Annotated in this window: 11 protein-coding genes; 4 read left to right on the forward strand and 7 right to left on the reverse strand. The window is 68.0% G+C overall.

Annotated features, from left to right (window positions below; genetic code table 11):
* Window positions 1-41: 41 nt before the first annotated feature.
* Window positions 42-1,520 carry a replicative DNA helicase gene (gene dnaB / locus ACWDRW_RS00940; protein WP_451718141.1) on the reverse strand — a complete coding sequence of 493 codons (1,479 nt, stop codon included), beginning with the start codon at window positions 1,518-1,520 and terminating at the stop codon, window positions 42-44.
* Between the two features lie 460 nt (window positions 1,521-1,980).
* On the opposite strand from dnaB, the gene ACWDRW_RS00945 reads away from it, so the two are divergent.
* Window positions 1,981-3,318 (forward strand): MATE family efflux transporter, encoded by a 1,338-nt coding sequence (locus ACWDRW_RS00945; RefSeq protein WP_451718143.1) that lies wholly within the window; start codon window positions 1,981-1,983, stop codon window positions 3,316-3,318.
* 127 nt (window positions 3,319-3,445) lie between these two features.
* Here the strand turns inward: ACWDRW_RS00945 and rplI are convergent, their stop codons facing one another.
* The 4 genes from rplI to rpsF all read right to left on the reverse strand — a co-directional run bounded on the left by rplI (window position 3,446) and on the right by rpsF (window position 5,176).
* Window positions 3,446-3,892: a 50S ribosomal protein L9 gene (gene rplI, locus ACWDRW_RS00950; protein WP_363162855.1), complete on the reverse strand. Its 447-nt coding sequence runs from the start codon at window positions 3,890-3,892 to the stop codon at window positions 3,446-3,448.
* A gap of 18 nt (window positions 3,893-3,910) precedes the next feature.
* Window positions 3,911-4,147, reverse strand: coding sequence for a 30S ribosomal protein S18 (gene rpsR / locus ACWDRW_RS00955; RefSeq protein ID WP_003949403.1), 237 nt, complete (start codon window positions 4,145-4,147; stop codon window positions 3,911-3,913).
* 73 nt (window positions 4,148-4,220) lie between these two features.
* Window positions 4,221-4,808: a single-stranded DNA-binding protein gene (locus ACWDRW_RS00960; protein WP_451718147.1), complete on the reverse strand. Its 588-nt coding sequence runs from the start codon at window positions 4,806-4,808 to the stop codon at window positions 4,221-4,223.
* A 77-nt stretch (window positions 4,809-4,885) separates the two neighbouring features.
* Window positions 4,886-5,176 (reverse strand): 30S ribosomal protein S6, encoded by a 291-nt coding sequence (gene rpsF / locus ACWDRW_RS00965; RefSeq protein ID WP_003956532.1) that lies wholly within the window; start codon window positions 5,174-5,176, stop codon window positions 4,886-4,888.
* A 264-nt stretch (window positions 5,177-5,440) separates the two neighbouring features.
* Here rpsF and ACWDRW_RS00970 point away from each other — a divergent pair, with 264 nt between their 5' ends.
* The 3 genes from ACWDRW_RS00970 (at window position 5,441) to ACWDRW_RS00980 (ending at window position 8,179) form a co-directional block, all read left to right on the forward strand.
* Entirely contained in the window at window positions 5,441-5,755 is a 315-nt protein-coding gene (locus ACWDRW_RS00970; protein WP_451718150.1) for a hypothetical protein, read from the forward strand.
* A 178-nt stretch (window positions 5,756-5,933) separates the two neighbouring features.
* Window positions 5,934-7,055 (forward strand): peptidoglycan bridge formation glycyltransferase FemX, encoded by a 1,122-nt coding sequence (gene femX / locus ACWDRW_RS00975; RefSeq protein WP_451718152.1) that lies wholly within the window; start codon window positions 5,934-5,936, stop codon window positions 7,053-7,055.
* Between the two features lie 92 nt (window positions 7,056-7,147).
* Entirely contained in the window at window positions 7,148-8,179 is a 1,032-nt protein-coding gene (locus ACWDRW_RS00980) for an alanine racemase (protein WP_451718154.1), read from the forward strand.
* Between the two features lie 131 nt (window positions 8,180-8,310).
* On the opposite strand, the gene ACWDRW_RS00985 is transcribed toward ACWDRW_RS00980, so the two are convergent.
* On the reverse strand, window positions 8,311-9,813 hold the full coding sequence (locus tag ACWDRW_RS00985; protein WP_451718157.1) for a glycosyltransferase family 87 protein: 1,503 nt from the start codon (window positions 9,811-9,813) through the stop codon (window positions 8,311-8,313).
* A gap of 132 nt (window positions 9,814-9,945) precedes the next feature.
* Window positions 9,946-12,642, reverse strand: coding sequence for a transglycosylase domain-containing protein (locus tag ACWDRW_RS00990; protein WP_451718159.1), 2,697 nt, complete (start codon window positions 12,640-12,642; stop codon window positions 9,946-9,948).
* Window positions 12,643-12,969: the final 327 nt, after the last annotated feature.

A 12,969-nucleotide genomic window follows, 5' to 3' on the forward strand; every position in this document is an offset into this window, starting at 1 on the left:
TACCTCGGGGAGTCGAGCGCATAAGTCCCGGTGCCGGTGGATCAGGTCTGTGCCATGTCGACGAAGCGGGAGTAGTGACCCTGGAAGGCCACGGTGATCGTCGCCGTCGGACCGTTACGGTGCTTGCCGACGATGATGTCCGCCTCGCCCGCGCGCGGGGACTCCTTCTCGTAGGCGTCCTCACGGTGCAGCAGGATGACCATGTCGGCGTCCTGCTCGATGGAGCCGGACTCACGCAGGTCGGAGACCATCGGCTTCTTGTCCGTGCGCTGCTCGGGCCCACGGTTGAGCTGGGAGAGCGCGATCACCGGGACCTCCAGCTCCTTGGCCAGCAGCTTGAGGTTTCGGGACATGTCCGAGACCTCCTGCTGACGGCTCTCGGAGCGCTTGGAGCCACCGGACTGCATCAGCTGCAGGTAGTCGATGATCACGAGTTTGATGTCGTTGCGCTGCTTCAGCCGGCGGCACTTCGCGCGGATCTCCATCATCGACAGGTTCGGCGAGTCGTCGATGTAGAGGGGTGCGGCCGAGACCTCGGGCATCCGGCGCGCGAGGCGCGTCCAGTCCTCGTCCGTCATGGTGCCGGAGCGCATGTGGTGCAGCGCCACCCGCGCCTCGGCCGACAGCAGACGCATCGCGATCTCGTTGCGCCCCATTTCGAGGGAGAAGATGACGCTGGCGAGGTTGTGCTTGATCGACGCTGCTCGCGCGAAGTCCAGGGCGAGCGTGGACTTACCCATGGCGGGGCGGGCCGCGATGACGATCATCTGACCCGGGTGCAGGCCGTTGGTGAGCGAGTCGAGGTCGGTGAACCCGGTCGGCACACCGGTCATCTCGCCGGTGCGTGAGCCGATCGCCTCGATCTCGTCGAGCGCGCCCTCCATGATGTCGCCGAGCGGAAGGTAGTCCTCGCTGGTGCGCTGCTCGGTGACCGCGTAGATCTCGGCCTGGGCGCGGTTGACGATCTCGTCCACGTCGTCGTCGGCCGCGTATCCCATCTGGGTGATGCGGGTGCCGGCCTCGACCAGGCGGCGCAGGACAGCCCGTTCGTGCACGATCTCGGCGTAGTACTCGGCGTTCGCCGCCGTCGGGACCGTCTGGACGAGGGTGTGCAGATAGGAGGCGCCGCCGACCTTGTTGATCTCACCTCGTTTGGTGAGTTCGGCGGCGATGGTGATCGGGTCGGCCGGCTCGCCCTTGGCGTAGACGTCGAGGATCGCCTGGAAGATCGTTTCGTGTGCGGGCTTGTAGAAGTCGTGGCCCTTGAGGACCTCGACCACGTCCGCGATGGCGTCCTTGGACAGGAGCATGCCGCCGAGGACGGACTGCTCCGCGTCGAGGTCCTGGGGCGGCACCCGCTCGAAGGCCGAACCGCCGCCGTCCCACTCGCCGTTCTCCCGGCCGCGGTCGTGCTGCTCATCGCGGCCCCGGCCTCCGTCGCTACGGCGGCGGGAAGCGGGCAGACGATCACTGGGCCCGCTGTCGGCCCACGGGTCGTCCAAGGGCTCGGAAATGCTCACCGAGCCACCTCCTCCCGTCCGCCGCGCGGACCTCGCCGTGCCTCTCTTTTCTACGGCACGGCACTGACAAAACGAGAAGCCCAACTCCGTTTCTAGCGCGTCGGTTTTGTGTCGTTTTCACGGCCGACGGACGGAGCGGGCGCCGGACCACGGTAGGCCCCCGGCCACCGTCAGCCAATCTGGTTATCCACAGGCCATGTGGAAGACGGCCCGGATGCTGTGGAGAACTGCGCAAAACCTGTGCACGACACGGTGGACAGCCCTGTGAACAAGCTGCGCCGCTTTCCGGGGCACACACCCTGACCTGCACGTTTCCCGTCCACCGGCTGTGCAGAAGAAAAACTTTCTCACTCGGCTCAAGATCACATCGAACGGTATGCGAAAGCCCACATCCCCAGACGATGAGTAAGGGTCAGTCTCGCATTGCATCTCTTACCTGTGGACGATTAGATTAGTGCTCATGACACAGGCTCCCGCGACCCCCCAGGCCATCCGCCGCCGGCACGATCGAGAGATCGTGGCACTGGCCGTCCCGGCCTTCGGCGCCCTGGTCGCCGAGCCCCTGTTCGTCATCGCCGACAGCGCGATCGTCGGCCATCTCGGGACCGCCCAGCTCGCCGGTCTCGGCATCGCATCGGCGCTTCTCGTGACCGCCGTGAGCGTCTTCGTCTTCCTGGCCTACGCCACCACCGCGGCCGTCGCCCGCCGTGTCGGAGCGGGCGACCTCCGGTCCGCCATCCGCCAGGGCATGGACGGCATTTGGCTGGCCGTCGTACTCGGCATCGCCGTCATCGCGTTCGTCCTGCCTTCGGCACCATTCCTGGTGGACCTCTTCGGCGCCTCAGACACAGCGGCCCCGTACGCGACCACCTATCTGAGGATCTCCGCCCTCGGCATACCGGCCATGCTCGTCGTGCTCGCCGCCACCGGAGTCCTGCGAGGTCTCCAGGACACGAGGACACCGCTCTACGTCGCCGGCGCGGGCTTCGTCGCCAACGCCGCCCTCAACGCCGCTCTCGTCTACGGCGCCGATCTCGGCATCGCGGGCTCCGCCTGGGGAACCGTCCTCGCCCAGTGGGGTATGGCCGCCGCCTATCTCGTGGTCGTCGTCCGGGGAGCCCGCGAGCACCAGGCATCGCTGCGCCCCGACGCGGCGGGCATCAAGGCCTCCGCCCAGGCCGGCGTCCCGCTGCTGGTGCGTACGCTGTCGCTGCGGGCGATCCTGATGATCGCCACCGCTGTCGCCGCCCGCCTGGGCGATGCCGACATCGCCGCGCACCAGATCATCCTGTCGCTGTGGAGCCTGCTGGCCTTTGCCCTCGACGCCATCGCGATCGCCGGCCAGGCCATCATCGGACGCTATCTCGGTGCCGGTGACGCCGAGGGTGCCCGTCAGGCGTGCCGCCGCATGGTGGAGTGGGGCATAGCGGTCGGGGCGGTGCTCGGCGTACTGGTCCTGCTCTCCCGGCCACTGTTCCTGCCCCTGTTCACCAGCGACCCCATGGTCAAAGACGCCGCTTTGCCCGCGCTGGTGATCGTCGCCCTGTCCCAGCCGATCTCAGGTGTGGTGTTCACCCTGGACGGAGTCCTCATGGGAGCCGGGGACGGTCCCTATCTGGCATGGGCGATGGTGATCACCCTGGCGGTCTTCACTCCGGTCGCCCTGCTCGTCCCCGCCCTGGGCGGCGGACTCACAGCCCTGTGGGCCGCCATGACGCTGATGATGACGGTACGGATGCTGACGCTCTGGCTGCGGACCCGATCGGGCCGCTGGCTGGTCACCGGCGCGACGCGCTGACCGTTTCACGTGAAACCGACGTTTCACGTGAAACATGGCCCCGCGGCGTCAGGCCCAGGCAGGCGGAAGGGGCCGCACCCCTGGGGGTGCGGCCCCTTCTCACAGACTGCTCAAACCGAGCGCAGCGTCAGGCCGCGACGACCTCGATGTTGACCTTGGCGGCAACCTCGGGGTGCAGACGCACGGACGTCTCGTGGGCGCCCAGGGTCTTGATCGGAGCGGTCAGCTCAATGCGGCGCTTGTCGACCTCGGGGCCACCGGAAGCCTTGATCGCCGAAGCGATGTCGGCCGGGGTGACGGAACCGAAGAGACGACCGGCGTCGCCGGAGCGGACGGCCAGACGGACCTTGACGCCCTCGAGCTGGGCCTTCACAGCGTTGGCCTGCTCGATGGTCTGGATCTCGTGGATCTTGCGAGCACGACGGATCTGCTCGACGTCCTTCTCGCCACCCTTGGTCCAACGGATCGCGAAGTTCCGCGGGATCAGGTAGTTGCGAGCGTAACCGTCCTTGACGTCGACGACGTCGCCCGCGGCACCGAGGCCGGAGACCTCGTGGGTGAGGATGATCTTCATGTTTCGGTCACCCTTCCCTTATCGCGCGGTGGAGGTGTAGGGCAGCAGCGCCATCTCACGGCTGTTCTTGACGGCCGTGGCGACGTCACGCTGGTGCTGCGTGCAGTTGCCGGTCACGCGGCGGGCACGGATCTTGCCGCGGTCGGAAATGAACTTCCGCAGCATGTTCGTGTCCTTGTAGTCCACGTACGTGACCTTGTCCTTGCAGAAAGCGCAGACCTTCTTCTTCGGCTTGCGCACAGGCGGCTTCGCCATGGTGTTTCTCCTGTGTGATCAAGAAGTTTGGGATACGACCCGCCCTCGATCAACGGGCACAAGGCCCGGGGATCTAGAAGGGGGGCTCGTCCGAGTAGCCGCCACCGCCGCCGCCGGAGTTTCCACCCCAGCCACCGCCGCCGCCCTGCTGGCCACCGGCGGGAGCACCGGTCGCCCACGGGTCGTCGGCGGGAGCGCCGCCGCCCTGCTGACCGCCACCGGGGCCACCGCCCCAGCCGCCGCCACCCTGGCCGCCACCGCCGCCGAAGCCACCGCCGCCCTGCTGGCCACCGCGGCCGGCGGTCTTGGTGACCTTGGCCGTGGCGTTGCGCAGGCTGGCGCCGACTTCCTCGACATCCAGCTCGTAGACCGTGCGCTTGACGCCCTCACGGTCCTCGTAGGACCGCTGCTTCAGCCGGCCCTGCACGATGACGCGCATGCCTCGCTGGAGCGACTCGGCGACGTTCTCCGCCGCCTGACGCCAGACCGAGCAGGTCAGGAACAGGCTCTCGCCGTCCTTCCACTCGTTGGTCTGACGGTCGAAGGTGCGGGGAGTGGACGCGACACGGAACTTCGCGACCGCCGCACCGGAAGGGGTGAAGCGCAGCTCGGGGTCGTCGACAAGATTGCCGACGACCGTGATGACGGTCTCGCCTGCCATGGGGGAACCTCTCGGCGGGTTTGCTGCTGGCTGCTTGTGCTGCTACTCGAATCCCGAGATCAGCTGAGCGGAAGAGCTCAGTGGGTCTCGGGGCGGAGGACCTTGGTCCGGAGGACCGACTCGTTCAGGTTCATCTGGCGGTCGAGCTCCTTGACGACCGCAGGCTCGGCCTGCAGGTCGATGACCGAGTAGATGCCCTCGGGCTTCTTCTTGATCTCGTACGCGAGACGACGACGGCCCCAGGTGTCGACCTTCTCCACCTTGCCGTTGCCCTCACGGACGACGGAGAGGAAGTTCTCGATCAGGGGGGCGACAGCGCGCTCCTCCAGATCGGGGTCGAGGATGACCATCACCTCGTAGTGACGCATGTGGAACCCACCTCCTTTGGACTCAGCGGCCACGGTCGTTCCGTGGCAGGAGGGTTGTGATGCGTACGCAACGGTATCCGCCGCCACTGACAATTGGGGTCCCTCTCGGAAGTCCCTGGTCGTGACATGGGCAGACACAGCTGCAGACGGTACAGAGTACCCGCACACCCGCTTCCGGTTGAAATCCGGCCGTGAGCGCCGACAATCTGGATACATCGGGTGTGTATGGCGCTACGATGCGCCGCCTCACGCAGGAGGTGCCCTATGGCACAGACAATGCGACCCAACACCGTCGGAGGCCTCTTCGCCACGGACGGAAAGCCCCACCCCCTCCAGGACACCCTGCTCGCGGTGACCCTGGTGCTGGGCGTCATTTCCTTCGTCACGGCGATGTTCCACGACCTGCATCTGCTGAGCTCCTGGACCGGTCTGGTGGGAATCGCCACCGGTGCCTACGGCCAGTGGGTCTCGGAGACGACGCGGGAACGCTTCGGCCTGATCCTGGGCCTGGGCGCCTCGGCTGTCGGCTTCTTCCTGGGCATGGCGCACGGAGGCCTCTTCGGCGGGGTCGTCGGCTGAGGCCGTAGCCACTCCTCCCGCACCCCTTCGACCCCACCCCGCAGCGCCCCGGCGGCCGACAGGCCGGGGCGTGGCTTCCGTACGCCCGGTCGGACCGCTCGCGAGGCGCAGTAGGCTTCGGCGCGAGAGCCGGAGCCCCTGAACCCATGGGGACACACCAGCCCGAGGAGCGCCCCGAATGAGCCTGACCCTGAGGACGATCAGTCGCGAGCAGCATCTGGCCTACATCCAGAGCCTGCCGGCGGCGAGCCACATGCAGGTTCCGGCCTGGGCCGACGTCAAGGCGGAGTGGCGCTCCGAGAACCTCGGGTGGTTCGACGACCGGACCGGTGAGATGGTCGGCGCGGGCCTGGTCCTCTACCGGCAGCTGCCCAAGATCAAGCGCTACCTCGCCTATCTGCCCGAGGGCCCGGTCATCAACTGGTTCGCGCCGAATCTGACCGACTGGCTGGAACCGATGCTCGCGCACCTGAAGCAGCAGGGTGCCTTCTCGGTGAAGATGGGCCCGCCGGTCATCATCCGGCGCTGGGAGGCGGGCTCCATCAAGGCCGGCATCCAGAACCCGGACGTGAAGCGGCTGCGCGACATCGAGGCCGACTTCATCGAGCCGCGCGCCTTCGAGGTCGCCGACAAGCTCCGCCGTATGGGCTGGCAGCAGGGCGAGGACGGCGGCGCCGGCTTCGGCGACGTGCAGCCCCGCTACGTGTACCAGGTGCCGCTGGCCAACCGGTCCCTGGAAGAGGTCCACAAGAACTTCAACCAGCTGTGGCGCCGCAACATCAAGAAGGCCGAGAAGGCCGGCGTCGAGGTCGTCCAGGGCGGCTACCACGACCTCGAGGAATGGCAGCGGCTGTACGAGATCACGGCTGTGCGCGACCACTTCCGGCCCCGCCCGCTGGGGTACTTCCAGCGCATGTGGACGGCCCTCAACACCGAGGACCCCAACCGCATGCGGCTGTACTTCGCCCGGCACAACGGCGTGAACCTGGCCGCGGCGACGATGCTGGTGGTCGGCGGGCACGTCTGGTACTCCTACGGCGCCTCCGACAACATCGGCCGTGAGGTCCGGCCCTCGAACGCGATGCAGTGGCGGATGCTGCGCGACGCCTACGCGCTCGGCGCGACCGTCTACGACCTGCGCGGCATCTCCGACTCGCTGGACGAGTCCGACCACCTCTTCGGCCTGATCCAGTTCAAGGTGGGCACCGGCGGCCAGGCGGCCGAGTACCTCGGCGAGTGGGACTTCCCGCTGAACAAGCTGCTCCACAAGGCGCTCGACATCTACATGTCGCGCCGCTGAGCCACGGGCGGGTGCCGAACCACGGGCATTTGCTTCGATAGCTTCCATACCTCTGATACACCGCAGCCACCAGAAAGGTTCCAGGTCCGGCCATGGCGCTCACGCTCTACGTCGACACCGCGCGCTGGCGGGCGCACCACAAGCACGTGCAGGAGCAGTTCCCGGGGCTCGTCCCGGTCTGCAAGGGCAACGGCTACGGCTTCGGACACGAACGCCTGGCGGAGGAGGCCACCCGGATGGGGTCGGACATCCTCGCCGTGGGCACGACGTACGAGGCCGCCCGCATCAAGGACTGGTTCGGCGGCGACCTGCTGGTGCTGACGCCGTACCGGCGGGGCGAGGAGCCCGTCCCGCTGCCCGACCGGGTCATCCGCTCGGTGTCCTCGATCGATGGCGTGTACGGCCTCGTGGGGGCCCGGGTCGTCATCGAGGTGATGTCCTCGATGAAGCGGCACGGCGTGAGCGAGCAGGAACTGGCGCAGCTGCACGCCGCCATAGAGAACGTCCGGCTGGAGGGCTTCGCCATCCACCTGCCCCTGGACCGCACCGACGGCTCGGACGCGGTCGAGGAGGTCATCGGCTGGATGGACCGGCTGCGCGCGGCCCGTCTGCCGCTGCACACGATGTTCGTCAGCCACCTCAAGGCCGAGGAACTCGCCCGTCTGCAGCAGCAGTTCCCGCAGACCCGCTTCCGCGCCCGGATCGGCACCCGGCTGTGGCTGGGGGACCACGACGCCACGCAGTACGGCGGTGCGGTCCTGGACGTCACCCGCGTCTCCAAGGGCGACCGTTTCGGCTACCGGCAGCAGAAGGCGGCCTCCGACGGCTTCCTGGTGGTCGTGGCGGGCGGAACCTCGCACGGGGTGGGCCTGGAGGCCCCCAAGGCGCTGCACGGCGTCATGCCGCGCGCCAAGGGGGTCGCCCGGGCCGGCCTCGCCACGGTCAACCGGAACCTTTCTCCGTTCGTCTGGGGCGGCAAGCAGCGCTGGTTCGCCGAGCCGCCGCACATGCAGGTCTCCATCCTGTTCGTCCCGTCGGACGCCCCGGAGCCGAAGGTCGGCGACGAGCTGGTGGCCCATCTGCGCCACACCACCACGCAGTTCGACCGCATCGTCGACCGCTGAGCGTCGCCCCATAGGCACCATGCCGCCGACGAGGCCAACGAGAAGGCCGTGCACGGTTCTCCCGTGCACGGCCTTTCGCGTCCCTCAGCGCTTGCCTTCGGCGCCCCCTGCGGCTCACAGGCACCGTTCGCTCAGAGCGAACGGCCGTCCGGGCCGCCCCACTCCACCTGCGGTCCCTCGAAGTGGGCCGCGTGCTTGGGCGGATGGGCCGCGGCCCCGAACACGAAGACGTCCTCCGCCCCGTCGAGCACCCCGCCCGACGGATCGTCGTCGCCCGCCCGGCGCACCACGTCCCGCTCGGGCATGAGGATGTCGCGGACCACCACGGCGCACAGGTAGAGCGTGCCGAGCAGGTGCACGCCGATGGCCCAGTGGTAGCCGTCGGTCGGCAGTCCCTTGTGGGCGTCTCCGCTGGTCGTGTACGCGAGGTACATCCAGATCCCGAGGAAGTAGGCCACCTCGCAGGCCTGCCAGATCAGGAAGTCGCGCCACTTCGGGCGGGCCAGCGCGGCCAGCGGGATCAGCCACAGGACGTACTGCGGGGAGTAGACCTTGTTGGTGAGGATGAACGCCGCGACGATCAGGAACGCGAGCTGCGCGAAGCGCGGCCGCCGCGGGGCGGTGAGCGTGAGCGCGGCGACGCCGGCGCAGCACAGCAGCATCAGCAGGGTGGCGAGGGTGTTGACGGTGTCGGTGCTCAGCGGGTCGCTGGAGTTCTGGGCCAGGATCAGCCAGAAGGACCCGAAGTCGACGCCCCGCTCCTGGCTGAACGTGTAGAACTTCGACCAGCCGTCGAAGGCGAGCAGCATCACCGGCCCGTTCACGACGACCCAGGCGATGACCGTGCCGCCCAGTGCCTTGCCGAAGTCCCGCCACTTGCCCGCGCGCCAGCACAGCACGAACAGCGCGCCGAGCAGGAAGACGGGATAGAGCTTGGCGGCCGTGGCGAGCCCCAGGAGGACGCCGAAGGCGAGGGAGCGGCCCCGCGACCACATCAGCATCGCGGCGGCGGTCAGGGCGACGGCCAGCAGGTCCCAGTTGATGGTCGCGGTCAGCGCGAAGGCGGGTGCGAGCGCGACCAGCAATCCGTCCCAGGGGCGCCGGGCGTGCGTGCGGGTCACACAGACGGCGATGACGGCCGCGCAGGCCATCAGCATCCCCGCGTTGACCATCCAGTACCACTGCTCCTGGTGCTGGATGCTGCCGCTGCCCGGCGTGAGCCAGGACGCCACCTCCATGAACACACCGGTGAGCACCGGGTACTCGAGGTACTCCATATCGCCGGAGAGCTTGTCGAAGTACGGCACGAGACCGTCGGCGAAGCCGCGCCCCTGGTAGAGGTGGGGGATGTCGGAGTAGCAGGCGTGCGTGTACTGCGAGCTGGCACCGAAGAACCAGGCGCCGTTGTAGCAGGGCGCCTTCTGGACCAGGCCGAGGGCGAACACGCCGATCGCGACGAGCGCGATGATCCGCACGGGGGTCCACCACGACGTCCCCAGCAGGGCGAACCGTCCGACCGGACCGCCGATCAGCTCACTGCCGCTGCGGGCCACCTCGTCGTCCTTGGTCGGCCGTACCGGGTCCGGCTCGTGCACGCTCGCTCGCGTCGTCTCTGCGCTGGGCATGGGGCACATCCTGCCGTACGCGCCTGGGAACACGCCGTGGGCCGCCGCACCTGGTCGGTGCGACGGCCCATGTTTCACGTGAAACACCCGCGCCGGGCGATAGGGCGCCGAATCGGACACCCCTCTTCCCGGCCGCTCGGGCTAGCCGGTACTGCCGCCGAAGAGGCCTCCGTTGCCGTTGCCGTTGCCGTTGCTGTCTCCGGTGTCCCCGGTCTCCGTCGGTGTCGGTGACGTCGTCACGCCTCCGTCGGTGCCGCCGGTGTCGGTCCCGCCGTCGGTCTCCTCGCAGCCGAAGAACCCGCATTCCGGCGCTGTCTCCGTGGGCTTCGGATTGGGCTTGGTCTTGGTCGGCGTCGGGCTCGGCGTCGGGCTGGCCTCCTCCGTCTCCGTGGGCGTGGGAGTGGGCGTCGGGGACGGGACGTCGTTGATGACCTCGCCGATGGGCTCCGGCGTGGGGAAGTCCTTCGCCGGCTCGCCCTTCAGCGCCTGCTCCATGTAGTCGTGCCAGATCTCGGCCGGGAACGAGGCACCGTGGATCGACTCCTGGTCACCCGTGCCGTACATCTCCAGGAACTTGCGGTTCTTGACCGTCTCGTCGTCCGGGTACCGGAACATGCTGATCGCGGTCGACAGCTGCGGGGTGTACCCGACGAACCAGGCCGACTTGTTGCCGTCGGTCGTACCGGTCTTGCCGGCGACCTCGCGGCCGGTCAGCTGGGCGTTGGTACCCGTGCCCTTCTCGACCACGGTCTTCAGGACGTCCGTGACGTTGTCGGCCACCTGCGCGGTGAACGCCTGCTTCGTCTTGTCCTCGTGCTGGTAGACCGGGCCGTCCGCGCTCTTGACCTCGGTCACGGAGTACGGCTCACGCTGCTTGCCGCTGGCCGCGAAGGTGGCGTACGAGCCCGCCATGCGGATCGCGCTGGGCTCGGAGATGCCGATGGAGAAGGACGGGAAGGTGGTACCCGTCAGGGTGTCCTCCTTGATGCCCGCGTCGACGGCGGCCTCCTTCACCTTGTCCAGGCCGACGTCCATGCCGAGCTGCACGAAGGCGGAGTTCGCCGAGAACTGCATCGCCGTCCGCAGATCGACCTGGTAGTTCGGCGGGTCGCCGAGCGACTCGTCGCCGTCGTTGGCCTGGAGCCACTCCTTGCCCTTGTCGTCCTGCCAGACCGACCCGTCGTAGTTCTTGATCTTCAGGTCGTTCTGGCCGCTGTACAGGCTCTTCGGGGACACCTTGGTTCGCTCGTCCTGTGCCTGCGTCTCGCCGAGCTCGGGGTTGCGGACGCCCCACTTCATGGCCGCCGCGAGGACGAACGGCTTGAACGTCGATCCGACCTGGGCGCCGGTGACGTCGGCGTTGTTGGTGAAGTGCTTGGTCGCGTCCGAACCGCCGTAGATCGCCTTGATGGCACCCGTCTCCGGGTCCACCGAAGCCCCGCCGAACTGGACGTGCGTGTCCGTCTCCGGGCGCTTCTTGGGATCGATGTTGGCCTTCTCGACCTTCTTGACCGCGGACTCGAGCTCCTTGACCTTCTTCTTGTCGAAGGTCGTGTAGATCGAGTAGCCGCCCTGCTGCAGGTCTTCGGCGGTGATGTTCGTGTTGTTGACCACGTACGCCTTGGCGAGGTCGACGAGGTAGCCGACCTGGCCGCTCAGCGCGGTGTTGGAGCGGGGGTTCTGCACCTTCGGAAGCTTGGTGTACTTGGCCCGCTCGGAGGCACCGAGGTGGCCGTACTCGACCATCTTGTCCAGGGTGTCCTGCATCTGGATCGTGGCCCGCCTGCTGTTCGCCTCTTCCGTCGCGGCCGGGTCGATGGACGTCGCGCCCGCGGGGTCGTAGTACGTGGCGCCCTTCAGCATGGCCGACAGGAAGGCGCACTGCCCGGCGTTGAGGTCGATCGAGTCCTTGTTGAAGTACGCCCGCGAAGCGGCCTGGATGCCGTAGGCGCCACGGCCGTAGTACGCGGAGTTCAGGTAGCCGGCCAGGATCTCGTCCTTGGAGAACTGGGAGCCCACCTTGACCGAGACCATGATCTCCTGGAACTTGCGGGAGATCGTCTGGGACTGGTCGTCCAGCATCGCGTTCTTGACGAACTGCTGGGTGATGGTGGAACCGCCCTGCGTCTCGCCGCCCCGTGCCATGTTCAGCACGGCGCGGGCGATGCCCTTGGGGTCGATGCCGCTGTCGTCGTAGAAGGTCTTGTTCTCCTGGGAGATGACCGCGTTGCGCATGTCCTCCGGGATCTGGTCGAGCGCCACGATCTGCCGGTTGGTCTCACCACCCGTGGCGACCATCTGGGAGCCGTCGGACCAGTAGAAGACGTTGTTCTGCGCCTCGGCGGTCTTGGCCACGTCGGGGACGCCCACCATCGCGTAGCCGATGCCGGCGATGGCCACCAGGCTGCCGAAGAAGCCCAGGCACAGCCCCGACACGAGCTTCCAGGACGGCATCCAGCGACGCCATCCGTACTTGCCCGCGCGCGGATAGTCGATGATCCGCTTCTTGCCGGGAGGCGTTGCCCGGCCCCGGCCCCTGCCGGGACCGGTCGGGCCGCCGGGAGCGCCGCGCCGGCCCGGCTCGGCAGCCCTGCGTCGGCCGCCCGCGCTTCTCTGGGCGGCGCGGCGGGCTTCGGCGCGGCCGCCGTACAGGCGTTCCTCACCACCCGATCCGTGGGGGACCGACCCATGGGAACTCGTCCCATAGGAGTCGGCGGGAGACCCGGTGGCGCCTCGCGGTGCCGCGCGGCGGCCGGAGGACGGGCCGGGCTGGCCGCGTCGGGCCGCGGCACGTCCGCCTTCCTGCGGCTGCGGCGGTTTGCGACGGTGCTCGCTCATCGAACGATTACTCCTAGGGCAGGCGCACCCGTGTGACGCGCCTGGAAACGGCGGCAGGTTTCCGGTCCCCCCGAAGTACGGATGTGGCCGGTTCCGCATTCACCCGTACTGCACCGAGGACGACGACGCCCCCAGACGTCACTTGGTTCCCGGTGGTGTGCATGGCGCACAGACTACGCACCGTCAAAACCTGCCTAGCCCCGAAGTTCACCCCAAATCAGGCACATCGCATCCCATGAATCAGTGATGTGATCCCGTTCACCATCCTCCCTCTTGTCGCATGCGGAAGGCCGTTCTATCGTCTTGATGTATCGAGTCGATACATCA

The sequence above is a fragment of the Streptomyces sp. NPDC003635 genome, assembly GCF_053587635.1.